Annotated in this window: 25 protein-coding genes; 7 read left to right on the forward strand and 18 right to left on the reverse strand. The window is 64.8% G+C overall.

Annotated elements, in window-relative coordinates; all coding sequences use genetic code 11:
- Positions 1 to 12: 12 nt before the first annotated feature.
- The 8 genes from lnt to NFW05_RS11255 all read right to left on the reverse strand — a co-directional run bounded on the left by lnt (position 13) and on the right by NFW05_RS11255 (position 7,999).
- Complete coding sequence (gene lnt / locus NFW05_RS11220; protein ID WP_311104710.1) at positions 13 to 1,626, reverse strand: apolipoprotein N-acyltransferase; 1,614 nt, start codon at positions 1,624 to 1,626, stop codon at positions 13 to 15.
- Positions 1,580 to 2,425 carry a transporter associated domain-containing protein gene (locus tag NFW05_RS11225; RefSeq protein WP_295306505.1) on the reverse strand — a complete coding sequence of 282 codons (846 nt, stop codon included), beginning with the start codon at positions 2,423 to 2,425 and terminating at the stop codon, positions 1,580 to 1,582. The genes lnt and NFW05_RS11225 overlap by 47 nt, the downstream gene beginning before the upstream one ends.
- A gap of 217 nt (positions 2,426 to 2,642) precedes the next feature.
- Positions 2,643 to 3,890: an EAL domain-containing protein gene (locus NFW05_RS11230; protein WP_295306508.1), complete on the reverse strand. Its 1,248-nt coding sequence runs from the start codon at positions 3,888 to 3,890 to the stop codon at positions 2,643 to 2,645.
- A 51-nt stretch (positions 3,891 to 3,941) separates the two neighbouring features.
- Positions 3,942 to 5,321: a phosphomannomutase/phosphoglucomutase gene (locus NFW05_RS11235; protein WP_295306510.1), complete on the reverse strand. Its 1,380-nt coding sequence runs from the start codon at positions 5,319 to 5,321 to the stop codon at positions 3,942 to 3,944.
- A 1-nt stretch (position 5,322) separates the two neighbouring features.
- Positions 5,323 to 6,294 (reverse strand): hydrolase, encoded by a 972-nt coding sequence (locus tag NFW05_RS11240; RefSeq protein ID WP_295306513.1) that lies wholly within the window; start codon positions 6,292 to 6,294, stop codon positions 5,323 to 5,325.
- Positions 6,291 to 6,737 carry a nuclear transport factor 2 family protein gene (locus tag NFW05_RS11245; protein WP_295306516.1) on the reverse strand — a complete coding sequence of 149 codons (447 nt, stop codon included), beginning with the start codon at positions 6,735 to 6,737 and terminating at the stop codon, positions 6,291 to 6,293. Before NFW05_RS11245 ends, NFW05_RS11240 begins: the two co-directional genes overlap by 4 nt.
- A 119-nt stretch (positions 6,738 to 6,856) precedes the next feature.
- Positions 6,857 to 7,054: a zinc-finger domain-containing protein gene (locus NFW05_RS11250; protein ID WP_295306519.1), complete on the reverse strand. Its 198-nt coding sequence runs from the start codon at positions 7,052 to 7,054 to the stop codon at positions 6,857 to 6,859.
- Between the two features lie 24 nt (positions 7,055 to 7,078).
- Complete coding sequence (locus tag NFW05_RS11255; protein ID WP_295306522.1) at positions 7,079 to 7,999, reverse strand: branched-chain amino acid transaminase; 921 nt, start codon at positions 7,997 to 7,999, stop codon at positions 7,079 to 7,081.
- A gap of 104 nt (positions 8,000 to 8,103) precedes the next feature.
- Between NFW05_RS11255 and NFW05_RS11260 the strand changes: the two genes are divergently transcribed.
- Genes NFW05_RS11260 through mnmA form a run of 3 tightly spaced genes read left to right on the forward strand, consistent with a single transcriptional unit; the run spans position 8,104 to position 10,311 of the window.
- Complete coding sequence (locus NFW05_RS11260; protein ID WP_295306525.1) at positions 8,104 to 8,559, forward strand: NUDIX hydrolase; 456 nt, start codon at positions 8,104 to 8,106, stop codon at positions 8,557 to 8,559.
- Positions 8,547 to 9,194: a hypothetical protein gene (locus NFW05_RS11265; RefSeq protein ID WP_295306528.1), complete on the forward strand. Its 648-nt coding sequence runs from the start codon at positions 8,547 to 8,549 to the stop codon at positions 9,192 to 9,194. Before NFW05_RS11260 ends, NFW05_RS11265 begins: the two co-directional genes overlap by 13 nt.
- A 13-nt stretch (positions 9,195 to 9,207) precedes the next feature.
- Complete coding sequence (gene mnmA / locus NFW05_RS11270; RefSeq protein WP_295306531.1) at positions 9,208 to 10,311, forward strand: tRNA 2-thiouridine(34) synthase MnmA; 1,104 nt, start codon at positions 9,208 to 9,210, stop codon at positions 10,309 to 10,311.
- A 105-nt stretch (positions 10,312 to 10,416) separates the two neighbouring features.
- Here mnmA and rpsI read toward each other — a convergent pair whose 3' ends face one another.
- The 6 genes from rpsI to NFW05_RS11300 all read right to left on the reverse strand — a co-directional run bounded on the left by rpsI (position 10,417) and on the right by NFW05_RS11300 (position 16,752).
- The gene (rpsI, locus tag NFW05_RS11275; RefSeq protein WP_295306783.1) at positions 10,417 to 10,809 is read right to left on the reverse strand and encodes a 30S ribosomal protein S9; all 393 of its coding nucleotides are present in this window, start codon (positions 10,807 to 10,809) and stop codon (positions 10,417 to 10,419) included.
- Between the two features lie 12 nt (positions 10,810 to 10,821).
- Positions 10,822 to 11,250 (reverse strand): 50S ribosomal protein L13, encoded by a 429-nt coding sequence (rplM, locus tag NFW05_RS11280; RefSeq protein ID WP_295306535.1) that lies wholly within the window; start codon positions 11,248 to 11,250, stop codon positions 10,822 to 10,824.
- A 192-nt stretch (positions 11,251 to 11,442) separates the two neighbouring features.
- Positions 11,443 to 14,283 carry a valine--tRNA ligase gene (locus tag NFW05_RS11285; protein ID WP_295306538.1) on the reverse strand — a complete coding sequence of 947 codons (2,841 nt, stop codon included), beginning with the start codon at positions 14,281 to 14,283 and terminating at the stop codon, positions 11,443 to 11,445.
- A 32-nt stretch (positions 14,284 to 14,315) separates the two neighbouring features.
- Positions 14,316 to 14,837 (reverse strand): hypothetical protein, encoded by a 522-nt coding sequence (locus NFW05_RS11290; protein WP_295306541.1) that lies wholly within the window; start codon positions 14,835 to 14,837, stop codon positions 14,316 to 14,318.
- Positions 14,834 to 15,259: a DNA polymerase III subunit chi gene (locus tag NFW05_RS11295; protein ID WP_295306544.1), complete on the reverse strand. Its 426-nt coding sequence runs from the start codon at positions 15,257 to 15,259 to the stop codon at positions 14,834 to 14,836. The genes NFW05_RS11290 and NFW05_RS11295 overlap by 4 nt, the downstream gene beginning before the upstream one ends.
- On the reverse strand, positions 15,256 to 16,752 hold the full coding sequence (locus NFW05_RS11300; protein WP_295306547.1) for a leucyl aminopeptidase: 1,497 nt from the start codon (positions 16,750 to 16,752) through the stop codon (positions 15,256 to 15,258). Before NFW05_RS11300 ends, NFW05_RS11295 begins: the two co-directional genes overlap by 4 nt.
- 74 nt (positions 16,753 to 16,826) lie before the next feature.
- Here NFW05_RS11300 and lptF point away from each other — a divergent pair, with 74 nt between their 5' ends.
- Both lptF and lptG read left to right on the forward strand, forming a co-directional pair.
- Positions 16,827 to 17,906, forward strand: coding sequence for an LPS export ABC transporter permease LptF (gene lptF / locus NFW05_RS11305; RefSeq protein WP_295306550.1), 1,080 nt, complete (start codon positions 16,827 to 16,829; stop codon positions 17,904 to 17,906).
- The gene (lptG, locus tag NFW05_RS11310; RefSeq protein WP_295306553.1) at positions 17,903 to 18,979 is read left to right on the forward strand and encodes an LPS export ABC transporter permease LptG; all 1,077 of its coding nucleotides are present in this window, start codon (positions 17,903 to 17,905) and stop codon (positions 18,977 to 18,979) included. Before lptF ends, lptG begins: the two co-directional genes overlap by 4 nt.
- Before the next feature lie 96 nt (positions 18,980 to 19,075).
- Here lptG and NFW05_RS11315 read toward each other — a convergent pair whose 3' ends face one another.
- From NFW05_RS11315 to NFW05_RS11330, 4 genes are read right to left on the reverse strand one after another with little or no spacing between them, the layout of a single operon-like run.
- The gene (locus tag NFW05_RS11315) at positions 19,076 to 19,504 is read right to left on the reverse strand and encodes an RDD family protein (RefSeq protein WP_295306556.1); all 429 of its coding nucleotides are present in this window, start codon (positions 19,502 to 19,504) and stop codon (positions 19,076 to 19,078) included.
- Complete coding sequence (locus NFW05_RS11320; RefSeq protein ID WP_295306560.1) at positions 19,504 to 20,166, reverse strand: DUF3106 domain-containing protein; 663 nt, start codon at positions 20,164 to 20,166, stop codon at positions 19,504 to 19,506. The genes NFW05_RS11315 and NFW05_RS11320 overlap by 1 nt, the downstream gene beginning before the upstream one ends.
- Positions 20,139 to 20,516: a DUF3619 family protein gene (locus tag NFW05_RS11325; RefSeq protein ID WP_295306563.1), complete on the reverse strand. Its 378-nt coding sequence runs from the start codon at positions 20,514 to 20,516 to the stop codon at positions 20,139 to 20,141. The genes NFW05_RS11320 and NFW05_RS11325 overlap by 28 nt, the downstream gene beginning before the upstream one ends.
- A complete protein-coding gene (locus tag NFW05_RS11330) occupies positions 20,513 to 21,076 on the reverse strand; it encodes an RNA polymerase sigma factor (RefSeq protein WP_295306785.1) in 564 nt (187 codons plus the stop codon). Before NFW05_RS11330 ends, NFW05_RS11325 begins: the two co-directional genes overlap by 4 nt.
- Positions 21,077 to 21,213: 137 nt before the next feature.
- Between NFW05_RS11330 and ilvB the strand changes: the two genes are divergently transcribed.
- The gene (ilvB, locus tag NFW05_RS11335; RefSeq protein ID WP_295306566.1) at positions 21,214 to 22,926 is read left to right on the forward strand and encodes a biosynthetic-type acetolactate synthase large subunit; all 1,713 of its coding nucleotides are present in this window, start codon (positions 21,214 to 21,216) and stop codon (positions 22,924 to 22,926) included.
- Positions 22,927 to 22,936: 10 nt separating this feature from the next.
- On the forward strand, positions 22,937 to 23,428 hold the full coding sequence (gene ilvN / locus NFW05_RS11340) for an acetolactate synthase small subunit (protein ID WP_295306568.1): 492 nt from the start codon (positions 22,937 to 22,939) through the stop codon (positions 23,426 to 23,428).
- Positions 23,429 to 23,446: the final 18 nt, after the last annotated feature.

The following is a 23,446-nucleotide window of genomic DNA, read 5'->3' on the forward strand; positions in this document are numbered from 1 at the left end:
GGAGCCGTGATTCTACTTGGTTTCGCGACCGACATGACTGACCCGTGATCCCTTGGCTACCCATCGGCGCTGCCGGGCGACGGTGCACACGCAGACGATCAGCAGCGCACAGCCGATCACCGGCCAGTTGCCCCAGGCAACGAAGGGCGTCGCTCCGGCGTATCCGCTGACCTCGCCGGTCAGCGCACCACGCGAGAACGGCGGCAATGCCGAGCGTACCCGTCCGTCCACGTCGATGATCGCGGTCATTCCCGTATTCGTCGCCCGGAGCATCATCCGGCCAGTCTCGAGCGCGCGCATCCGGGCGATCTGCAGATGCTGTGTTGGCGCCAGGGAGTCGCCGAACCAGGCGACGTTCGACAGATTGACTAATAGCGTCGCTTCGGGCAGTGCGCCGATCAGCTCCTCACCGAAGGCGTCCTCGTAGCAGATGTTCACCGCCACGCGCTGTTCAGCGATCTGCAGCGGGCGCTGGCCGTCAGAGCCAGCGCTGAAGTCGGACATGGGGATGTTCGCCAGGGCCATGATCCGTGCGAAACCCGGCGGGACGAACTCGCCGAAGGGGACCAGGTGAACCTTGCGGTAGCGCTGCGCCGGGGACGCGCCGATGCTCACGGCGGCATTGAAGTACTGCCGACCTTCGGCGATCGCGATGCCCAGCAGGATGTCTCCGTGCTCACGCAGCGCGAGTTCGCGCAAGGCCTCGAGGTAGGCAACCGGCACCTGGTCGAGGAAAGCCGGCAGGGCGGTTTCCGGCATGACCGTCAATTGTGCCGGGTTCTCCAGGGCCAGGCGGTAGTAGGTGCGCAGCGATTCGGCGAAGTACTCCGGGCGCCACTTGATGTCCTGGGCAACGTTGCCCTGGAGCAGTGCGACGCGGATCGATCTGCCGCTCGCTTCGGTCCAGCGCAGGTCGTGGAGCATCGCGCCGGCGAGTAGAATGGCGGCGGCACAGAGGATCGGAAGCAGCGGGCACCAGCGCAGCCAGCGTCTGGCTGGACACGCGGTCGTCGACAGCCAGCGCCGGCCGATCTCGTGGCCGAGTGCGCCGAACAGAGCACAGAACAGCGAGACACCGTAGACACCGAAGATCGGCGCGTAACCGGCGAGCGGGCTCGGTGGGGTCTGGGAGTAGCCGGCCGCGAGCCACGGAAAGCCGGTAAACGTCCAGCCGCGCAGCCACTCGGTGAGCACCCAGACGGCCGCGAAGAGGAGTGCGCGGGCGAGCCACCCGCAAGTGGCGAGGTGTACGAAGAGGGCGCCGGCAAGCGCCGGAAAGCCGGCGAGCACCGCGCAGAAGAGGACCGTTGCCAGGCCAGCCAGCGCGACGGGCATTCCGCCAAATACGCTGAGGCTGACATAAACCCAGGAAACGCCGGAAAGGAACAGGCCCAGGCCATAGGCCAGGGCGAGCAGTGCTCCGTGGCGTGGTCGCCGCAGGCCGTCGACCTCTGAGCAGAGCAGGGCAAACAGACCGCCGAGGCTCAGCCAGCTGACCGGAAACCAGCCGACCGGCGCGAAGGCCGCGACACTCGCGGCGCCGAGCAGCAGCGAGGCGACCCAGCGCCAGGGGAAGGACCTAGCCAGCGCGTTCTTTCGTGGACGGCCGGGAGACGACCAGCGTATAGATCCGCCGGCTGTCGGCGCGCAGGACGCGGAAGCTCAGCCCCTCGATCTCCGTGATCTCGTCGAATTGCGGGACGCGGCCCAGACGATTGAGCAGCAGACCGCCGACGGTGAGGCATTTCTCGTCACTGAAGCGGGTTCCGAAGGCATCGTTGAAGTCGGCGATCGCGGTCTGCGCCTTGACGCGATACTGGCCGCTCGGGTCGGACTGGATGTCCGGTTCGTCCTCGTCGAAGTCGTACTCGTCGTCGATCTCGCCGACGATCTGTTCGAGGACGTCCTCGATGGTGATCAGGCCGGCGATGCCGGCGTATTCGTCGATGACGATGGCCATGTGGTTGCGCGCGAAGCGGAACTCGCGCAGCAGGACGTCGAGGCGCTTGAACTCGGGAATGAACACCGCCGGCCGCACCCAGTCGCGAAGGCTGAAGGCAGCCGGGTTGTCGACGCGCAGCAAATCCTTGACCAGCAGGACGCCGACGACGTTGTCCGGGTTGCCGTCGATCACCGGGAAACGCGAGTGCGCGGTCGCATTGGCCCGTTCGATCACCCGCGCGAGCGAATCGCCGAGGTCGACGACCTCCATCATTGGGCGGGGTACCATGACCTCGCGGACGGTCATTGTCGAAATCGCCAGCGCGCCCTCGAAGATGCGCAGTGCGTTGGCGTCGAGCAGGTTGCGTTGCTGCGCCGAATGGAGCAGCCTCATCAGTTGCTCGCGATCCTCGGGCTCGCGAATCAGCAGCCGGGAGAGTTGCTCGAGAAACGCGGGCCTGTTGCCGGGGCGATCGTTGGCCATAGCCGCCTGTTGAGAAATCAGGGTGACCGGTGGGCAACGGCCCGATGGCTCTCTCCGGTCTTCTGGCGGCATTCTACGGCAACGCTTCCGCGCCTGCAGTGCTCGTCGTCGATCAGGCCGGCGGCAAGATTCTTTGGCAAGGGCCGGCGCGCAGGTCTGATCGTCTGGTCTGCCCGGGCCCCTGTGCTCGAGCATGACCACTCGTGCCAGCAGCCAATCACTCGCCGCCTGCGTTGAGCCAGCGCAGAGCGGCGCTGAGACAGGTATTCAGCGTGTGGCGGTCCGGATGTCCGGGTAGCTGGGACAGCATCCGGTCGCAGCACGGCGCGTCGTCGCTGTCGAAGCACTCGAGCAGCGCGAGCACGCTGCCGAGCAGTCCTCGATGTTCACAGAGCGCGTTGCGCACTTCGCTGTCGACCGCGATCTGGTCGAGGATTTCGTCGATCGGCAGGCCGAGGGCGGCCGGCATCATCGACAGGATGCCGGTGAGAAAGGCGAGATCCGGTGCCCGGTCCGGACTGCGGGATAGCCCTGACTGGACGAGCAGCTCCATCATCCGGCCACGCAGGGCGGCAACCTGAAGCAGCGGTGCGCGAGCCGGATCGGTGGCTCCAGCTGGCGCCAGCAGCAGCAGCGACAACCAGCGCTGCAGGGGGCGTCTGCCGAAAAGCGTGATCGCATGGCGTAGCGAGGTGATGGGCTGGCCGAGGCGGCCGCCGCGGTAGCCGACCGAGTTCACGATGCGCAGCAGATTCAGGGTCAGCGCCGGCTCGTGCTTGAAAGCGTCTTCTATCCGCGCACTGTCGGCGTCGCGCCCGACCAGATTGATCAGACGGATCAGCGTAGCCTGGGAAGCAGAAAGCCTCCGCCCACTGATGATCTCGGGGTGCGCGAAGTATCTCCCCTGGAAAAGCTCGAAGCCGACGCTGCGGCAGTGCTCCATCTGCTCGCGGGTGTCGACTCCCTCGGCGAGCAGCCGGATCGGGAGATTGCGTAGCGATCCGGCCAAGTCGGCGAGTTCGCCGGGGCGGGCAGCGGTCGCATCGATCTTGACCACCCCGACCAGCGGCAGCAGCGGCCGGCTGCGTTCTTCGATTCCTCGATAGTCGGTCAGCGCCAGTTGGTGGCCACGCTCCCGGAGACTGCGGCAGCGGGCCAGCGTGGCTGGGTCGGGTGGGCCATCGAGGAGCAGTTCGAGGACCACGGCGTTGATCGGCAGGAACTCGACGAGGTCGTCCCGCAGCAAATCGGCGTCGATGCCGATGAACGCCACCGCCTTGCCAAGCGCGCTCTGCAGTCCCAGTTCGGAATAGGCGCCAATCAGCGCGGCGCTGAGTTCATGCCGGGGGCGAAGCTTGCCGGTGGCGTCGTCGCTGCGCAGCGAGAGGTGGTATCCGGCAATCTCCTGCTTCCGGTCGAGGATCGGATCGCGGAAGAGCAACGCGCTGCTGATCGGTTCCGTCATCTCATCCAGGCGGTGCCGAAGGCCGATTCGTCTTGGCTGGCGGTGCGCAGTTCAGAAGGGCAGCGTCAGAGCTGGACGGGCAGCCAGGATGACCCGCCGGAAGTCTGCCTGGATGCGCGCCAGCGCCTCGTCGCTGTCGGCCTCGAATCTCAGCACCACGACCGGTGTAGTGTTCGACGGTCGGGCCAGGCCAAAACCGTCGGCGTACTCGACGCGCAGACCGTCGGTGGTGATCACTTCACGGGCTCCGTCAAAGGTCGCGTGGCGCGCCAGTTCGTCGATCAGCGAGAACGGCTCGCCCTCGCCCATGGCGATGTTCAGTTCCGGGGTCGAATGGCTGTCGGGCAGGGCCTTCAGGACGCGGTTGGCGTCGGCCTCGCGGGAGACGATTTCGAGCAGGCGCGCGCCGGCGTAGAGTCCGTCGTCGAAGCCGTACCAGCGCTCGCTGAAAAAAACGTGGCCACTCATTTCCCCGGCCAGCGGGGCTCCGGTTTCGCGCAGCTTGGCTTTGACCAGCGCGTGTCCGGTCTTCCACATCAGCGGCTTGCCGCCGTGCTGGCGAATCCACGGTGCGAGCAGGCGCGAGCACTTGACGTCGTAGATGATCGCCTGGCCCGGACAGCGCGCGAGCACGTCGGCGGCGAAGAGCATCAGCTGGCGGTCAGGGTAGATGATCTCGCCGTCACGAGTGACGACGCCAAGTCGGTCGCCGTCACCGTCGAAGGCGAGGCCGAGTTCGGCGTCACCGGTCTGCAGAGCGTCCACCACATCGCGCAGGTTCTCGGGCCGCGACGGATCGGGGTGATGGTTCGGGAAGCGGCCGTCGACCTCACAGAACAGCTCGACCAACTCGCAGCCGAGACGGCGAAAGAGCTCCGGGGCCATTTCACCCGCCACGCCATTGCCGCAGTCGACGACGATCTTCATCGGGCGCGCCAGTTTGACGTCGTTGGCCACCCTCTCGAGATACGCCTGACGGACGTCGGCGCTGGTTGCCCGGCCCTGGCCCCGGTGCAGCTCACCGGTCGCGACGCGCTCGCGCAGGCCGACGATCGCTCCACCGGCGAGTGTTTCGCCAGCGACGACCATTTTCAGCCCATTGTACTCGGGTGGGTTGTGACTGCCGGTGACGGCCACGCAGTTCTGGCAGCCGAGGTGGTGGGCGGCGAAGTAGACGACCGGGGTCGGGACGCAGCCAACGTCGATCGTGTCGACCCCGGCAGCCCGGATGCCATCGCTCAGGGCGGCGGCGAGTTCGGGGCCCGAAAGTCGACCGTCGCGACCCACAGCGACCGCCTCCTGGCCTCGTTCTGCGGCGAGCGAACCGAGGGCCTGGCCGATCAGCCGGACGATCCCGGGTGTCAGGGTCTTGCCGACGACCCCGCGGATGTCATAGGCCTTGAAGATCTCGGCGGGAAGGGATGTTGCCATTTCAGACCTCGTGCTGAAGGAAATGCAGGATACGCTGCGGGAGCCAGGCGATCGAACCAGGCGGCCTGCCGACGACAAAGCCGACGTGCCCGCCGTGGCTCGGGAATTCGAGCCTGACCGCGCGCGCCGTGTCGTGCGGCGAGGGCAGTGCGCTTGCGGGCAGGAAGGGATCGTTCGTGGCGTTGAGAATCAGCGTTGGCAGCCGGATTCCAGCCAGCCACGGCTTGCTCGATGCCCGGCGCCAGTAGTCGTCGACACCCGCGAAGCCGTGCAGCGGCGCAGTGACCGCATCGTCGAACTCGTAAAGGGTTCTCGCCGCGGCCATTCGCTGCTCATCGAAAAGGCCGGGAAAGCGGCGCAGCCGATCGCGCGCGCTGCGCTTGAGGGTGCGCAGGAAGTAAGCGGTGTACAAGCGGTTGAAGTTCCGTCCCAGGTGATGCCCGGACGCCGCGAGGTCGAGCGGGGCGCTGATCGCCGCCGCGGCCTGGAGCACGTCGCTGGCCGCCGTTCCGCGCTCCCCGAGCCACTTGAGCAGCACGTTTCCGCCGAGGGAGACACCGACGGCATAGCGGGAACGGTTACTGAAGCGCGCCTGCAACCGCCGGAGAACCCAGTCGATCTCCTCGCTGTCCCCCGAATGGTAGGCCCGCGGAAGACGGTTCAACTCTCCCGAGCAGCCGCGGAAGTGAACCACCGCGCCGGTCCAGCCGATCGCCGCCAGAGCGCGCATCAGGCTCACCGCGTAGTGACTCGCCGAACTGCCCTCGAGTCCGTGGAACAGCACGAGCAGAGGCCGACCGGGGCCGGCGCGTACGCTCTGCGGCGGCGCCGCCCAGTCCACGTCGATGAAGTCGCCGTCGGGCGTTGCCCAGCGCTCGCGGTGATAGGGCAGGGGGGCCGGCCTGATCAGCAGCGGGTAGATGGTCTGCGCGTGCCCACCGGGAAGCCAGGTCGGCGCTTCGTAGGCGATCAATGGAGGATCCGCGGGCTGGCCCCGCGCTCGCTGCTCTGTTCGCCGTCGCCAATCTCGCGATCGAGCGCCGTCGAGGAATGATGGATGAGCAGGCGCCAGCCCCTCGCCCCCCGCTGAAAGACGTTGGTCGCCAGCATCGGCCCGTGCCCCCGGCGCTCGTCGCCGACGTAGAGCGTTTCGACGACGTTGTGCACAGCGATCAGCATGCCATGCCAGCGGATCCCGCGGGAGATGCGCACCCTGAGCCGTGGATTATTGGTGAAGATGCTGCGCCAGCTTTCGCGGATGGCCTCGGCGCCGGCCAGACGCTGGCCAGTCGGATGAATGCAGACGATTTCTTCGTCGTCGGCCCAGACGCTCATCAGTGCCGCCAGGTCGGCGCGCGCGATGGCCTCATAGAAGGCGGCTTCGACGTCGTCGGGGGTGGCGAAGACGGCGATCATCACGGCACCCTGGGCCCGTTCGGCGACCGGCATTTCGCGGGCCGCAGCTTCACCGCCGGCCGCCGTTCAGCCGTTCTCGCCACGCGCGGGACGGCCGGACGCGGCGGCAAAGCCGCCGGTCAGTGATGCCCTCGAGGTGGTTCGCCCTTGAGCACATACCGCGCACTGCAATAGGGGCAGACGACTTCTCCGGTGTGCGTGATGTCCAGGAAGACACGAGGGTGCCTCGCCCAAAGAGGCGAATCCTTCGTCGGGCAGTGCAGCGGCAGATCCTGAGCGGTCACCTCGATGGGCTTCTGCTGGGTGTTCTGGGACATGATTGGCAATCTCGCAAACGGGGTTCAGACGTAGGCCAGCCAGTCTGCATGCGCTGGCACGCGGCCATTCACACAATCGAAAAAGAGACTCTGGATTCGTGTCGTCACCGGCCCGCGCCGGCCCGTGCCGATCTGTCGGTTGTCGAGTTCGCGGATCGGCGTGACCTCGGCGGCCGTGCCGGTGAAGAAGGCCTCGTCGGCGCAGTAGACTTCGTCGCGGGTGATTCGCTTCTCGATGACCGGGATGCCCAACTCTTCGGCAAGTTCGAGCACCGACGAGCGGGTGATGCCTTCGAGGCACGAGGTCAGATCAGGCGTATACAGCTTGTCCCTCTTGACCATGAAAATGTTTTCTCCGGCGCCTTCGGCAACGTAGCCGTCTACGTCGAGCAACAGCGCTTCATCGTAACCGTCATGCGCGACTTCCTGATGGGCGAGGATCGAGTTGGTGTACGTGCCCACGGACTTCGAGCGACACATGTTGATGTTGACGTGATGCCGGGTGAACGACGACGTGCGGACCCGGATGCCCTTTTCCATGCCTTCCGCGCCGAGATACGCGCCCCATGGCCAGGCGGCGATCGCCACATGTGTACTGATCGAGGTGGCGGCGATACCCATCGCTTCCGAGCCGTAGAAGACGATCGGCCGGATGTAGCAGGCCTCGAGTCCGTTGGCGCGGACGACTTCCTTTTGCGCCTCGATCAGCGTTTCCCGGTCGTACGGCATCTTCATCTGGAAGATGTACGCCGAGTTGAACAGCCGGTCGGTGTGTTCAGCGAGGCGAAAGATGGCTGTGCCGTTTGCCGCCTTGTACGCCCGGACGCCTTCGAAGACGCCCATTCCGTAGTGCAGGGTGTGGGTCAGGACGTGGGTCGTCGCCTCCCGCCATGGCACCAGCTTGCCGTCGTACCAGATGAAGCCGTCACGATCCGCCATGGACATCGTCTTCTCCCGTCTTGCTGGAAAAACTGAAGCGCAGATTCTAGCCGAATTCACCCCCTGCTTGGCGGTAAAATGGCGCATTCACGACTCCTGGGCTGCTTCGGATGGTCTGGAAACCCAATGTGACGGTCGCCTCGGTGCTCGAGCGTGAAGGCCGCTTTCTGCTCGTCGAGGAGGATACCGAGTTCGGTGTCTGCTACAACCAGCCGGCAGGTCATCTCGAATGTGGCGAGTCGCTGGTGCACGCCGTGATTCGCGAGACGCTCGAGGAGACGGGCTATGTCCTGCGACCGGAGTACCTGATCGGAATCTACAACTGCCGCAACGAACGGCGTGAGGTGACCTATCTGCGTTTCGCTTTCGGCGGGCTGATCAGCGCCCACGATGCGCAGCGGCGGCTCGACGAGGGCATCCGCGCCGTGCACTGGCTGACCCTCGACGAGGTTCGCCGCCGCGAGGCGCAGCATCGGAGTCCCCTGGTCCTGTCGTGCATCGAAGACTGGCTGGCAGGCCGGCGCTACCCTCTCGATCTCCTTCACCATTGCACATGGGCTGGGTGATCGTTCTCGCGCTGCTCGTCGCGGTGCCCCCGGCCGCTGCCGACACGGTGCGCGTGTGCTACAACTACGGCTGCCTGAGCGAAGACGACGTGATCTACGATGGCAAACAGCTCGCCGAGGTGCAGCGCCTGCTCGGCGCGGCAGGCAGTGCCGAGGAGGAGCGGGCGGCGCTGTCGCTGGCCATCGGGAGTCTGCTCGCCTGGGCTGGCACGCAGACGCCGATCGCGGCGGATCGTGGCGGCAACGTCGCCGACCAGGGGGTCGTCGGGCGGATGGACTGCATCGATCACTCGACGACGACGACGCGGCTGCTCAGGATGCTCGAAGGGCGTGGCTGGCTGCGCTTCCATCGCGTGCTCGATCCAGTGCAGCGCGTGCGTTACCTGTTTGCGGTTCATCTTTCGGCGCAAGTCGAGGAACTCGCCGGCGCGGGTCCCGACCGTGTGGCGGACGACGGCGAGCCGACTTCGGCCGGCCCGGCGCGTTTCGTCGTCGACAGCTGGTTCCGCGACAACGGTCAGCCCGCAGTCGTGATGGCCCTCGGCGACTGGCTCGACGGGGTGGATCCGGAAGATTACCAGGCCTTCAGCGTCGCAGCCGGTGGCCAGCGAGGCGATCCGGCGGGCGCGAATTAGCAGGGGACTCAGGATGAGCAAGGGAGAACGGATCGTCGTCGGCTTGTCTGGCGGTGTCGATTCGGCGGTTGCCGCGCTGCTGCTCAGGGAGCAGGGCTGGGATGTCGTCGGCCTGTTCATGAAGAACTGGGAGGACGACGACAGCGACGAGTACTGCTCGTCGCGGCAGGATCTGCTCGACGTGCTCAGCGTCGGCGACAAGCTGGGTATCGAAGTCGAAGTGGTCAACTTCGCCGGCGAATATCGGGACAGGGTATTCGCGCAGTTTCTGCGCGAATACCAAGCCGGTCGCACCCCCAACCCGGACGTGTTCTGCAACTCGGAGATCAAGTTCCGCGCCTTTCTCGATCACGCCTTGCGTCTTGGCGCCGAGCGAATCGCCACCGGTCATTACGCGGGCGTGCGCTTCTTCGAGGATGAGTGGCAGCTGCTCAAGGCCGAGGACGGGACCAAGGATCAGAGCTATTTCCTCCATCGCCTCAATCAGGAGCAACTGGCGAGAACGATCTTCCCGCTCGCCGAACTGTACAAGCGCGACGTTCGGCGGATCGCCGAGGCCGCCGGCCTGCACGTTGCCTTGAAAAGGGACTCGACAGGCATCTGTTTCATCGGTGAGCGACCGTTCAAGGACTTCCTGATGCGCTATCTGCCACCGCGCAAGGGAGAGATCCGCAGTCTCGACGACGGACGGCTGCTTGGTGAGCACGACGGGGTGGCCTACCACACGCTCGGTCAGCGCAAGGGGCTGCACATTGGCGGAGTGAAAGGGGGCAGGCCGGGTGAACACGGCGACCACGACGCCTGGTTCGTCGCGCGCAAGGACGTCGCGCGCAACATCCTCTACGTCGTCCAGGGACACGAGCACCCGGCCCTGCTCGCCGACGAGCTTACCGCCCGGGATCTGTCGTGGGTCGCCGGCCGGCCGCCGCACACGCACTGGGTGTATACGGCGAAGACGCGCTACCGGCAGGCGGACGCCCCGTGCGAACTGGAGAGTGTCGACGCCGAGACTTGCGTGCTCAGGTTCGCCGAGCCGCAATGGGCGGTGACCCCCGGGCAGTCGGTCGTCGTTTACGAGAGCCGGGTCTGTCTTGGGGGAGGTCTGATCTGCGCTTGAGCAGCAGGCACGCGGCCGACTGATGCCGAGTGACCTGGCCGCGCGGGCACCAGAGAACTCCTGCCCCGGCGACGAAAGCCGGGGCAGGAAGCGCGTCGACCGCGACTAGCGCTTCGAGAACTGCTTGCGGCGGCGTGCCTTGTGGAAGCCCACCTTCTTCCGCTCGACTTCGCGAGCGTCGCGAGTGACGAAACCGGCCCTGGACAGCGCCGGCTTGAGCGAACTGTCGTAGGCGATCAGCGCTCGCGTCAGGCCGTGACGGACGGCCCCCGCCTGGCCGGACTCGCCGCCGCCAGAAACATTGACCATGACGTCGAAACTGTTCATCTGGTCGAGCAACTGGAGCGGCTGACGAACGATCATCCGTCCGGTGACGCGCGAGAAGAAATCATCGATCGTCCGACCGTTGACCACGAACCGGCCCGAGCCACGCTTCATGAAGACGCGGGCGACGGCGCTCTTGCGCCGGCCGGTGCCATAAAAGTAATCTTCAGCCATCATCACGCCCTTCTAGATTTCGAGAACTCTGGGCTGCTGGGCAGCATGCGGATGGCTGGCACCCGCGTAACATTTCATCTTCTTGATCATCGCGTAGCCAAGTGGTCCCTTGGGAAGCATGCCCTTCACCGCCAGTTCGAGGACCCGCCCGGGGAATCGCTGCTGCATCTTGCTGAAGGTCGTCTCATGGAGGCCACCCGGGTATCCCGAGTGCCGGTAGTACTTCTTGTCTTCAGGCTTTCTGCCGGTGACCCGCAACTTGTCGACGTTGGTCACGACGATGTAGTCGCCAGTGTCGACGTGCGGAGTGAATTCGGGCTTGTGCTTGCCGCGAAGGCGGCGAGCGATTTCTACCGCCAGCCGACCGAGCACCTTGTCGGTGGCATCAACCACAAGCCATTCGCGAGTCACCTCGTGCGGTCTGGCCGAGAAAGTCTTCATCAAGCGCCGTCCTTGTTTGCCATGTAACGGAAAGCTGCGCATCTTATGGCAAGTCTAAAACTCGTGTCAATTGGCGTGGCCCGACGTCGCGCTGTCCGGTTCAACGATCCGGCTGTCCGGCAGGGCGCCGTCACGGCATCGGCCAGGCGCTTCTTGCCCGGGACGAGGCTTGCCCGGCCGCCGGCTCACCGTTCAGTCGGTGACCGGCGGCGGACGGCCGGAGTCGAGGCCCCGGCGCTGCGGCTCGAGCTTTTCGAGCATGGCGACGAACTCGCCGAGACGCTTTCTCTCCTGTTCGACGACAGTTGCCGGTGCACGGACAATGAACTGCTCGTTGGCCAGCTTGGCCCTCGAACGGCCAATTTCCGCGGCCAGCCGGGCAATCTCGCGGTCGAGGCGTTTGCTCTCGACGTCGACGTCGACGGTCACTTCGAGCATCAGTCTCGTCTCTGCAACGATCGCCGTCGGGGCGCTGGCTTTCTCGGGCAGCGCGTCCACGATACGCAGCTCCGACAGCCGGCAGAGCGCTTTGAGGTACGGCGAAAAATCCCGGAGCATTTCGCCGTCGCCGCAGGCCAGCAGGGGTAACCGTTGTGCCGGCGAGAGGTTCATTTCGCCGCGCAGGTTGCGGCAGGCGTAGGCCAGGTTCTTCAGTTGCTGGACCGTCGCTTCACTGGTCGGGTCGAGCCGTTCGGCCCGGGCCAGAGGATACGCCGCGAGCATGACCGAGGAGTGGGTCTTGCGGCCGGCGATCGGCGCCACGAACTGCCAGAGCTCCTCGGTAATGAACGGCATCAGCGGATGGGCCAGGCGGAGAACCGCCTCGAGCACGCGAGCCAGATTCCGGCGCGTCGCGCGCACTTCGTCGGGGGAGCCCTGCTGGAGCTGGACCTTGGCCAGTTCGACATACCAGTCGCAGAACTCGTCCCAGACAAACTCGTAGATCGCGCGCGCGAGAAGGTCGAAGCGGTATTCCGCAAAGTGCTGGGCGACTGCCGCCTCGGTGCGCTGCAACTGGCTGACGATCCAGCGATCGGCAAAGGACAGCCCGCCATCCGGACGTGAAGCGTCGCTTGCGCAGCCTGCGAGACCGAGGTCGTGTCCGGTCGTGTGCATCAGCACGAAACGGGTCGCGTTCCACATCTTGTTGCAGAAGTTGCGATAGCCCTCGCAGCGGGCGAGGTCGAACTTGATGTCGCGGCCTGGACTGGCCAGAGAAAGAAAGGTGAAGCGCAGGGCATCGGCACCAAATGCCGGGATTCCGTTCGGGAACTCCGTGCGTGTCCGCTTCTCGATCGATTCGGCCTGCCGGGGGTTCATCAACCCGCTGGTGCGCTTTTCGACGAGCGCTTCGATCCCGATGCCGTCGACGAGGTCGATTGGATCGAGCACGTTGCCCTTCGACTTGCTCATCTTCTGACCTTCGGCATCGCGAATCAGGCCGTGCACGTACACATGCCGGAACGGGACTCGTCCGGTGATGTGCCGGGTCATCATGACCATCCGCGCGACCCAGAAGAAGATGATGTCGAAGCCGGTGACCAGCACGGTCGATGGCAGATAGAGATCGAGCGCAGGGTTGCTCTCGGCGGGCCAGTGGGGGGTCCAGTCGAGCGTCGAGAACGGCCAGAGTGCCGACGAGTACCACGTGTCGAGGACATCGGGGTCTCGCCGCAGCGCGCCGTCGTAGCCTTGGGCTGCAGCGAGCTCGCGGGCTTCGGCCTCGTCGTGGGCAACGAAGATTTCCCCGTCCCGTCCGTACCATGCCGGGATCTGATGGCCCCACCAGAGCTGCCTCGAGATGCACCAGTCCTGGATGTTGTTCAGCCACTGATTGTACGTGTTGACCCAGTTCTCCGGGAAGAAGCGGATTTCGCCCGAGGCGACGCAGGCCAGGGCCTTTTCGGCGATGCTCGTTCCGTCGGGCCCGGCACGGGTCATTGCCACGAACCACTGGTCGGTGAGCATCGGCTCGATGACGCTACCCGTCCGGTCGCCACGGGGCACCTTCAGCGGGTGCGCGTCCACGCGCTCGAGCAGACCAAGTTGCTCGAGGTCGGCGACGACACGCTCGCGCGCCGTGAAACGATCCAAACCCTGGTATCGTGCCGGGGCGTTTCCGCTGATCCGGGCATCGAGGGTCAGGATCGGGACCATCGGCAGCCTGTGCCGCTGGCCCACGGCATAGTCGTTGAAATCGTGCGCCGGTGTCACCTTGACACAACCGGTTCCGAACTCGAGATCGACGTAGGCGTCAGCGATGATCGGTATTTCCCGGTCGCAGAGCGGTAGTCTGACGTACTTGCCGAGCAGATGGCGATAGCGCTCGTCGTCCGGATGGACCATCACCGCCGTGTCGCCGAGCATCGTTTCGGGGCGCGTCGTCGCAACCGTCAGGTGCCCGCTGCCGTCGGCGAGTGGATAGCGGATGTGCCAAAGCCAACCCTGTTCTTCTTCCTGAACGACTTCGAGGTCCGAGACGGCGGTCTGCAGCACCGGGTCCCAGTTGACCAGACGCTGGCCACGGTAGATCAGTCCTTCCCGATAGAGCCTGACGAAGGTCTCGGTCACCGTTCGCGACAGGCCGGCGTCCATCGTGAAGCGTTCCCGGCTCCAGTCGGGTGAAGCACCCAGCCGGCGCATCTGCTGGGTGATCGTGCTGCCCGAGAACTCCTTCCATTCCCAGACTTTCTCGAGGAAGCGCTCGCGGCCGAGGTCGTGACGCGACACGCCCTGGGCATCGAGTTGACGCTCGACGACGATCTGGGTGGCGATTCCGGCGTGGTCGGTTCCTGGTTGCCAGAGCGTGTTGTCGCCACGCATCCGGTGGTAGCGGGTGAGGGCGTCCATGATCGCCTGGTTGAACCCGTGGCCCATGTGCAGGGTCCCGGTCACGTTCGGTGGCGGAAGCAGGATGCAGAAGGAGCGTGTCTTCTCGCGGTCGAGGCCGGCGGCGAAGTAGCCTCTGGCTTCCCATTCCGGGTACCAGCGACGTTCGAGGTCTGCGGGTTCAAAACTCTTCGCGAGTTCCATCGGCGAGCACTGACGAGTCGGGGAGGCGCGAATTATACTGGATCGGACCGATCCTCCGCCCGAAGCGCCGGGGCCTGGACGGCGGCGCGCCCATCGCCTGGTGGATCGAGTGGCAGGTTGAGCTGGCCTCGCTGATCGAGAAAATCGGCGACTGCCGATTGCATTGCTTCTCCGATGCCGCGACTCAGCTGGTCGGCGGCGGCGCGTAGCGCGGCATCGACCAGCTCAGGCAGCTGTTGCTGCAGCCGTCGGCCGACGCTTTCGGCGAGATTGGCCGCCAGCTTCGTGCGCAGTACGAATTCGCCAGCCTGCCGAGTGCGGCTGACGGTCGTCGCGTCAGGTGGAACCACCTCGGTCAGCAGCGGCAGATCCTCGTGATCTTCGGCTGCCGCAAGCGCTTCGGGTTCGCCGACCGGTGCGGCCGCCGAGGCAATGAACGTTCGCCGGCGGCGCAGCGGCAGCGAAGTGCCGCGGCGGTCATCGCGAGCTGGGCCGGGTTCGGCCCTGATCAGCGAATCGGCGCGCGCGAGCAGGTCAGTCGTGTCGGCCATCATCCGGTCTCCGACATGTCCACGTAGCTCAGCTCGTAACCCCGATCGAGATAGAACTTCGCGCGCCGGCGGCCGGCGAACCGCTCCTCGTGACTGCGCCCGACGACTTCGACGACGCTGGCGAAGCGGGAAAAGCCCGGGGGGACGTCGGAGGCGAGATTGACCAGGCGTTCATCGTGGGGCAGCGATTCGAGCTGGCTGGCGATCACTACCGGCGTTTCGCCGGCCAGCGGAGAGTCGGCGAAAACGTGCGGAATGAAGCCTGTCGGCGGGTCAACCCACAACTGTCGGTCGAGGCCCGCGGCCAGTTCGGGGTCCGGCGCGTACACGAGAAGCCTTTTCCGCTGGACGACGGCCCTGGCGATCAGGCCGGCGGCGGCCGTGATGCGGTCTGCCGCGTGGTGGTAAAAGAAGATGCGCGTCAAGCGATCTGTCCTGCACGTCTGAGCAGGTAGTGCATGAGCAGCGGTACCGGACGCCCCGTCGCACCCTTGTCGTTGCCCGACTTCCATGCCGTGCCGGCGATGTCGAGATGGGCCCAGACGTACTTGCGGGCGAAACGGGCCAGAAAACAGGCAGCGGTGATGCTGCCCGCCCAGCGTCCACCGACGTTGGCCATGTCCGCGAACGGGCTCTTCAGCAACTCCTGGTAGTCGTTCCAGATGGGTAGTTGCCACGCGCGATCATGTGCTTCCTCGCCGGCGTGGATCAGTTCGCGGGCCAGCGCATCGCTGTTGGCGAACAGGCCGGTGGCCACGTGGCCGAGGGCGACCACGCAGGCACCGGTGAGCGTGGCCACATCGATGACCACCTCGGGCTCGAAGCGCGCTGCGTAGCTCAGCGCATCGCAGAGGATCAGTCGGCCCTCGGCGTCGGTGTTGAGAATCTCGATGGTCTGCCCGGACATCGAGGTGACGATGTCTCCAGGCCTCGTCGCCGCGCCTCCGGGCATGTTTTCCGCAGTCGGTACGATGCCCACGAGATTGATCGGCAGCCTGAGCACTGCGGCCGACTTGATCGTCCCGAGCACGCCGGCAGCGCCGCACATGTCGTACTTCATTTCGTCCATGTCTGCGGCCGGCTTGAGCGAGATCCCGCCACTGTCGAAGGTGATCCCCTTGCCGATGAGGACGACGGGCTTCTCGTCAGACTTGCCGCCGCGATGCTGCAGAACGATCAGCTTCGGATCCTGGCGAGACCCGCCAGCTACCGAAAGGAGCGAGTGCATTCCCAGAGCCGTCATCTCCTCGCGATCGAGGACCTGACACTCGAGCTTGTGTTCGGCAGCGAGCGTCGCCGCCGCCTCGGCCAAGTAGGTCGGCGTGCACACGTTCGCCGGGAGATTGGCGAGATTCTTGGCCAAGGCCACGCCTTCGGCTATCGCCTGGCCCTGGCGCAAGGCGTCGTCGGCTCCTGCCAGTTCGCTGCGCCGGTCGACGACGAACGTCAGCTTGCGCAGCGGTCTCCGGACCTTGTCCTTCTTGCTCTTGAACTGGTCGAAGCGATACACCGCTTCGCAGGCGACGATCGCTGCCTGCCTGATGCGCCACGCCGTGCCGCGCTTCCTGACTCCGTTCTCGGTCAGGAACACCGTTCCGTCGAACGATCCGGTTTCGTTGAGTGTCCTGACGGCGGTGCGGATCGCATCGGCGTATTCCTTGTCGCCGAACTCTTTCTCCTTGCCAAGTCCGACCAGCAGGACGCGGTCGCAGAGTGTTCCCGGGACGTTGTGCAGCAGCAGCGTCGAGCCCGCCTTGCCCTCCATGTCGCCACGGCGGATGATGTCCGAAAGGTGGCTGCGCGCAGCGTTGTCGAGCAGTTCCGCGGCCAGCGTGAGCTTCCTGGGCTCGAACACGCCGACGACCACGCAGGCGCTCCGCTGCTTCTCCGGGCTACCGCTTTTTATGCTAAATTCCACTCATCCCTCCGCAGGACCGACGGGTCTCATCCAACAAGTCGATTATCCCTTCAGTATTTCCGCAAAGTCAAAGCATGATCTTTCAGCGCGCGGTCAGGCGCGAATTCTCGCAGTCGGCAGCGGGAGTGTTCGCGGCGCTCTTTGCGATCATGACCACGACGCAGCTGATTCGACTGCTCAACGACGCAGTTCGCGGCTACGTCCAGCCGGAGGCCGTGGCGGCATTGCTCGGCTTCGCAGCGCTGAACTACGTGCCGCACCTTCTGTCCATCTCGCTGTTCGTCGCCATCCTGCTGAGCCTCTCGCGGGCCTATCGCGATTCGGAAATGGTCGTCTGGTTCTCGTGCGGGGTGCCTCTGACCGCATGGGTGCGGCCGGTGATGAACTTTTCGTTGCCGCTGGTCGCAACGATTGCTGCGCTGGCCTTCTTCGTCTCCCCGTGGGCATTGTCGCAGAGCGCCGAGTACCGCGACAAGTTGAGCGCTCGCAAGGACGCCAGCCAGGTTTCCCCAGGGACTTTCCAGGAGTCGGCGGCGGGAGACCGGGTGATCTTCGTCGAAGCGGTCGCCGACGACACGAGCTACGTGCGCAACGTCTTCGTCAGCGACACGCGCAGCGATCGGCACTCGGTGACCATGGCGGCGACTGGGCACCAGGAGATCGCCGACAACGGCGACCGGTTCATCGTGCTGCTCGACGGTCGTCGCTACGAGTTCGTTCCGGGGACTGCGGAGCTGCGGATTCTCGATTATGAGCGGAACGCCGTGCGCATCGAGACACGGGAGTCGCGCGGCATCGAACTGACCCCGCGGACGATGCCCTTCTTTGAACTTCTGGCGATCGATCTGCCGCTACATCGCGCCGAGCTGCTCTATCGCCTGAGCCTTCCCCTGTCGGCGATCGTTCTGGCTTTGCTGTCGATTCCGCTGTCTTTCGTCAATCCGCGCGCGGGACGCTCGGCGAACATGGTCTTTGCGATCCTTGTCTACCTGGTGTACAACAATCTGATCACCATCAACCAGAAGTGGGTCGAGAGTGGAAAGCTCTCGTTTGCCGGCGCGGTGCTCGGAGTGCACCTGCTGATGCTCTGCCTCCTGCCCATTCTCTTCTATCGCCGCATCGCCGTGTCGTCCTTCACGCGGCTATCCAGATGAAGGTCTATCAACTGCACATCGCTCGCGAGGTGGCTGCTGCCACACTCCTCGTGCTGCTCGCCTTCCTCGGCCTCTTTGCGTTCTTTGACCTGCTCGCCGAGGTCAAGAGCATCGGGCAGGGCGGCTATAAGCTGCAGCATGCCTTCGGGGTCGTCGCTCTGCGCGTCCCCGGGCGGGCCTACGAGCTGATGCCGCTGGCGGTGCTGATTGGAACGCTCTACGGTTTGTCTACGCTGTCCCGCCACTCGGAGCTGACCGTGCTGAGGGCATCCGGCCTGTCGATCGGGACCTTCCTCGGCGTGCTCTTTCGTGTTGCTGCGGTTTTCGCCGTGGCGACCTTCCTGATCGGCGAGTTCGTCGCGCCACCTGCGGAACAGGCGGCCAATCGACTGCGAGTCAGGGAAAGGAGCGGGGTGGTGCGCGAGATGCACCTGGCTTCAGGGCTTTGGGTTCGCGACGAGCAGAACTTCATCAATGTCCGGCTGGTCGCTTCGAACACGCGCCTGAGCGGCATCCGGATCTACGAGTTCGACCGCGAAGCGAGACTCAGCTCGATCACCGAAGCGGCCAGCGGAGAATACATGGGGTCCGACAAGTGGCGCCTCAGCGACGTCGTGCGCACCGTCGTGCACGATACGCGGGCCGAGGTCGAGCGGATCAGCGAGATGTCGTGGCATTCGGCGCTCAACCCGGACATCCTTTCGGTGCTCACCGTATCGCCCGACCGCATGTCCCTGCGCCACCTCTCGGCCTACACGAAGCACCTTGCCGACAACCGTCAGAAAACCAACCGCTACGATATCGCCTTCTGGAAGAAGGTCGTCTATCCGCTCTCCGCGTTCGTCATGGCGGCCCTCGCGCTGCCTTTTGGCGGTGCGCATTACCGAGCTGCGGCGGTGGGCCTCAAGATCTTCACCGGGGTGATGATCGGCGTGCTTTTCCACACGCTCAACGGTCTGTTCTCGAATCTCGGCGCAATCAACAACTGGTCGCCGCTGTTCAGCGTGATCACCCCTTCGCTGCTTTTCCTGTTCGCCGCGACGACCTTGATCTGGTGGACCGAGAGGCGCTGACCGGGTTCCTCCAGGGCAGGGCACTGGCCTGTCCGGAAGGCCAGCGACGCGCGTGGGGAGGTTCCTGGATGTCGTCATCAGTCGCCGGCCGGTTGTTCATTCGCTGACCAGCATCGTTCCGGCCAGCCGGTCATGCAGGAACTGTCGATCGCGATCGAAGAACCCCCAGAGAATGCCTGCTCCACCGATCAGAAGGCTCGGCCAGCAGAGCAGATAGCGCAGCAGAGCCTGAGCCGGACGGACCGGACCTCCGTCACGGGTCAGCAAGCGCATCCGCCAGGTCTTCATCGCCAGCGTTCGCCGTCCGTTGCTCCAGAACCATACGAAATAGACCAGCAGCACGAGAAAGCAGTGCGCCCGGACGACGATCGGCGACGCCAGACGGTGCGCAAAGGCGCCGAGAAGGATGTGCGGGACGACCACAAGGACGGCGGCGACGGCCAGCAGCAGCAGACACTCGTAGGCCATGCTCGCCAGCCGACGCGGAATGCCTGGCCACTTGCCCGATGCGCCTGGCCGGGGCATCAGTGGCGGTGTTCTGCCTCACCAGTCGGCGTGGCCACTGCCGGGCGTGCCGGTGCCGCCGGGGAGATGCTCTCGGTCGGCGGAGCAGCGACGCCGTTGGTCGCCGCAGGCGTTGCCGAGGGCGCAGGTGAGGGCACTGCCGCCGGAGCCGGAACGATCACGCCCGCTGCCGTCGTGGTTGGCGACGGAGCGCGTCCCGGCCTTGGAACCGGCCTGCTCTCCGCCTGCTGCTTCAGCCGCTCCTTTTCTTCCTCGGGGAGGTTCGAGTATTCCTCCCACTTCTGGCGCAGCTCCTGTTTCTTCTCGGTCGGGAGTTTGCTCGTGCCGATGAAGTTCTCGCGTGCCAGACGCCGCTGCTCGGGGGTCAGCTTTCCCCACTCCTGCATCTGTACCTGCACCCTGCGTTGTTCCTCAGCGGTCATCGTCGCGAAGCGGCGGGTGATGCCCAGCCACTTCTTCTGCTGGCCGTAGTTCATCGCGTCCCATTCGTCGCTGAGTGGGGCGAGGATCACCCGTTGCTCGACGGTCAGTTCGGTCCATTGCGGTTGCGGCGGCGTGGCGAGCGCCGTCGCGCTGGGCACCTCGGCCCGGCACGACAGCGCCATCAGGATGCCGGCGACCAGACCACCCGCCGCTACTGGGAGGCAGCGCTTTTCAGCCATGCATCGAAGCCGCGATCGGTGAACGCCGCAATCGGGAGATCGTCCGAAAGCAGGGCGCTGTCGATGATCTCGAGCTCGGTGATGCTCTGATCCGCGTACCAGTACGTGTAGGTTGCCAGCCCGAGAACGACGATCAACGCCATCAGCGCCTGCTTGAGCGTTTGTTCACCGAAGTGCTGCTGGACGAAGCTGCCTGCTGCAGCCAGTACCGACTGGCGAACGGCGACCTTGCGGCGCGCGACTGCCCTTTGCCGGGCTCTTTCAAGCTTGCCGACCGTTTCCTCGGGCAGGTCATGAAGTCCGCGGTTCAGGTGCTGCCTGACCTTGTGCACGAAGTGCAACTCGTTCATAAGGTAATTCCTTTTGCCTTCAGGGCCGTCGCCAGCGCGTGATTGGCCCGCGAGCAGTGGGTCTTGACACTGCCTTCCGAGCAGCCCATCACCGAGGCGGTTTCGGCCACGTCCATGTCTTCCCAATAACGCAGCAGGAAGGCTTCGCGTTGACGTGGCGGCAGAAGCTTGATCTCCTTTTCGATGATCGCCAGGATCTGCGACTGTTCGAACTGGCCGTCCGGCGTTTGCGGGCTGTACGAGCCGGACTCTCCGCTGATCGTTTCCAGCGGGTCGTGATCTTCGTCGTCGTTCGGCGAGAGCGCCGAGAGGAGTGTCGTCCATAGCGAACGGACCTTGCTCCTGCGGTAGTAGTCGCGGATCGTGTTCTGCAGGATGCGCTGAAACAGCAGGGGCAGTTCCGCCGGCGGATGGTCGCCATACTTCTCGGCGAGCTTCATCATCGCATCCTGGACGATGTCGAGCGCGGACTCTTCGTTCTGCACCGCGAACATCGCCTGCTTGAATGCTCGGCGCTCGCTGGAAGCGAGGAAGTCTGACAGTTCGCGTTGACTGGCCAGAGCGAAAAATCCTTGCTGTTGTCGGGCCGGATGCTATCCCTGCCGTTGCCGTTTGCCGTAAACGCCTTGACCAATCGCGGGCAAAGCTTTAACGTTGCCAGATTTTTTCGAGCAATTGGCTTGCTGGGGCGACGGCGATGACGATGATGACCGGTGCGGAGATTGTAATCAGGTGCCTGCAGGAAGAAAAGGTCGAATACGTGTTCGGCTATCCGGGCGGTGCGGTCCTTCACATCTATGACGCACTCTTCAAGCAGGATCAGATCAAGCACGTGCTGGTGCGTCACGAGCAGGCGGCGGTGCACGCGGCAGACGGCCTGGCGCGTTCATCGAACAAGGTGGGCGTCGCGCTGGTCACCTCGGGCCCCGGCGCGACCAACGCGGTGACCGGCATCGCCACGGCGTACATGGACTCGGTCCCGGTGGTCATCATCTCGGGCCAGGTGCCCAATGACTACATCGGGCAGGACGCCTTCCAGGAATGCGACACGGTGGGCATCACGCGGCCCTGCGTCAAACACAACTTCCTGGTCAACGACGTACACAAGCTGGCGGTGACCCTGAAGAAGGCGTTCTACATCGCCAGCAGCGGTCGTCCGGGGCCCGTTGTCGTCGACATTCCCAAGGATGTCACTGCCGCCAGGTGCCGCTTCGAGTATCCCGGGACGATTCAGATGCGCTCCTACAATCCGGTGATCAAGGGCCACCTGGGGCAGATCAAGAAGGCCGTACATCTGCTCCTCGAGGCCAAGCGGCCGATGATCTATTCGGGCGGTGGGGTGATCCTTTCCGATGGCGCGGAGCCGCTGACCCGGCTGACGCGCCGGCTCGGCTTCCCGATCACCAACACGTTGATGGGGCTGGGTGCTTACCCCGGCACGGACAGCCAGTTCCTGGGCATGCCGGGGATGCACGGCACGGTCGAGGCCAACCTGGCGATGCAGCACTGCGACGTGCTGCTGGCCGTCGGCGCGCGTTTCGATGACCGCGTGATCGGCAACCCGGACAACTTCGCCTCGCTGCCGCGCAAGGTCATCCATATCGATGTCGATCCGTCTTCGATCTCGAAGCGGGTGCGCGTCGATGTGCCGATCGTCGGCAACGTTCCCGACGTCCTCGAGGAGATGATCAGGCTGCTGGCCGCCGGCAATGCTCACCCCGATCCAGAGGCGCTGGCCGACTGGTGGAAGCAGATCGAGGAGTGGCGCGGCAAGCAGTGCCTGAGGTACCGCCACCGGAAGAGCGTGATCATGCCGCAGTACGTCATCGAGAAGCTCTACGAGGTGACCGGCGGGCAGGCGATCGTCACCTCTGACGTCGGCCAGCACCAGATGTGGGCCGCCCAGTACTACAAGTTCGAGCAGCCTCGCCGCTGGCTGAATTCGGGTGGTCTCGGGACGATGGGCGTCGGGCTGCCTTACGCGATGGGTGCCGCGCTGCAGAATCCCGATCGGCAGGTGGTCTGCGTCACCGGCGAAGGCTCGATCCAGATGTGTATCCAGGAGCTGTCCACGGCCAAGCAGTTCCGCCTGCCGATCAAGATCATCAACCTGAACAATCGTTATCTCGGCATGGTCCGCCAGTGGCAGGAAATGTTCTACGGCAGCCGCTACTCCGAGTCGTACATGGACTCGCTGCCCGACTTCGTCAAGCTGGCCGAGGCCTACGGCCATGTCGGCATTCGTGTCGAGCGCCCCGAGGACGTCGAGGGAGCATTGCGCAAGGCCTTCGTCGAGCACAGGGACGACCTCGTATTCATCGATTTCATCACCGATCAGAAGGCCAATGTCTTCCCGATGGTCGCCGCGGGGAAAGGTCTGGCGGACATGATCCTGACCGAAGATCTGTAAGGGAGAGCCAATGCGACACATCATTTCGATCCTTCTGGAGAACGAGGCCGGGGCCCTGTCGAGGGTCGCCGGGCTGTTCTCTGCGCGCGCCTACAACATCGAGACGCTTACCGTCGCGCCGACCGAGGACCTGTCGCTGTCTCGCCTGACGATCGTCACTTCGGGAACCGATGCGGTCATCGAGCAGATCACCAAACAGCTGAACAAGCTGATCGACGTGATCAAGGTCGTCGACCTCTCTGAGGCCGCACACATCGAGCGCGAGCTGATGCTGATCAAGGTCCGTGCGACCGGCAAGGATCGCGAGGAGCTCAAACGGTTGGCGGACATCTTTCGCGGACACATCATCGACGTGACCGAGTCGACCTACGTCATCGAGCTGACGGCGAGCGGAGCGAAACTCGATTCGTTCATCCAGGCGATCGATTCCGGCCTGATACTCGAGACCGTGCGCACGGGGACCTGCGGCATCGGTCGTGGCGAGCGGATTCTGAAAGTCTGAACGGTTGTGAGGATCTCG

The sequence above is a fragment of the Accumulibacter sp. genome (genome assembly GCF_023806625.1).
In the GTDB taxonomy this organism is placed as follows: domain Bacteria; phylum Pseudomonadota; class Gammaproteobacteria; order Burkholderiales; family Rhodocyclaceae; genus Accumulibacter.

Bases quoted from the DNA above. Each gene is read 5' to 3' on its own strand.
- NFW05_RS11230 (WP_295306508.1), bottom strand. From the start codon at position 3,890: ATGACGGAACCGATCAGCAGCGCGTTGCTCTTCCGCGATCCGATCCTC.
- NFW05_RS11255 (WP_295306522.1), bottom strand. From the start codon at position 7,999: ATGTCCATGGCGGATCGTGACGGCTTCATCTGGTACGACGGCAAGCTG.
- lptF (WP_295306550.1), top strand. From the start codon at position 16,827: ATGATCTTTCAGCGCGCGGTCAGGCGCGAATTCTCGCAGTCGGCAGCG.
- rpsI (WP_295306783.1), bottom strand. From the start codon at position 10,809: ATGGCTGAAGATTACTTTTATGGCACCGGCCGGCGCAAGAGCGCCGTC.
- lptG (WP_295306553.1), top strand. From the start codon at position 17,903: ATGAAGGTCTATCAACTGCACATCGCTCGCGAGGTGGCTGCTGCCACA.
- NFW05_RS11265 (WP_295306528.1), top strand. From the start codon at position 8,547: ATGGGCTGGGTGATCGTTCTCGCGCTGCTCGTCGCGGTGCCCCCGGCC.
- NFW05_RS11325 (WP_295306563.1), bottom strand. From the start codon at position 20,516: ATGAACGAGTTGCACTTCGTGCACAAGGTCAGGCAGCACCTGAACCGC.
- NFW05_RS11285 (WP_295306538.1), bottom strand. From the start codon at position 14,283: ATGGAACTCGCGAAGAGTTTTGAACCCGCAGACCTCGAACGTCGCTGG.
- NFW05_RS11320 (WP_295306560.1), bottom strand. From the start codon at position 20,166: ATGGCTGAAAAGCGCTGCCTCCCAGTAGCGGCGGGTGGTCTGGTCGCC.
- NFW05_RS11245 (WP_295306516.1), bottom strand. From the start codon at position 6,737: ATGATCGCCGTCTTCGCCACCCCCGACGACGTCGAAGCCGCCTTCTAT.
- NFW05_RS11250 (WP_295306519.1), bottom strand. From the start codon at position 7,054: ATGTCCCAGAACACCCAGCAGAAGCCCATCGAGGTGACCGCTCAGGAT.
- ilvN (WP_295306568.1), top strand. From the start codon at position 22,937: ATGCGACACATCATTTCGATCCTTCTGGAGAACGAGGCCGGGGCCCTG.
- NFW05_RS11315 (WP_295306556.1), bottom strand. From the start codon at position 19,504: ATGCCCCGGCCAGGCGCATCGGGCAAGTGGCCAGGCATTCCGCGTCGG.
- NFW05_RS11235 (WP_295306510.1), bottom strand. From the start codon at position 5,321: ATGGCAACATCCCTTCCCGCCGAGATCTTCAAGGCCTATGACATCCGC.
- NFW05_RS11225 (WP_295306505.1), bottom strand. From the start codon at position 2,425: ATGGCCAACGATCGCCCCGGCAACAGGCCCGCGTTTCTCGAGCAACTC.
- rplM (WP_295306535.1), bottom strand. From the start codon at position 11,250: ATGAAGACTTTCTCGGCCAGACCGCACGAGGTGACTCGCGAATGGCTT.
- NFW05_RS11260 (WP_295306525.1), top strand. From the start codon at position 8,104: ATGGTCTGGAAACCCAATGTGACGGTCGCCTCGGTGCTCGAGCGTGAA.
- NFW05_RS11290 (WP_295306541.1), bottom strand. From the start codon at position 14,837: ATGATGGCCGACACGACTGACCTGCTCGCGCGCGCCGATTCGCTGATC.
- mnmA (WP_295306531.1), top strand. From the start codon at position 9,208: ATGAGCAAGGGAGAACGGATCGTCGTCGGCTTGTCTGGCGGTGTCGAT.
- ilvB (WP_295306566.1), top strand. From the start codon at position 21,214: ATGACGATGATGACCGGTGCGGAGATTGTAATCAGGTGCCTGCAGGAA.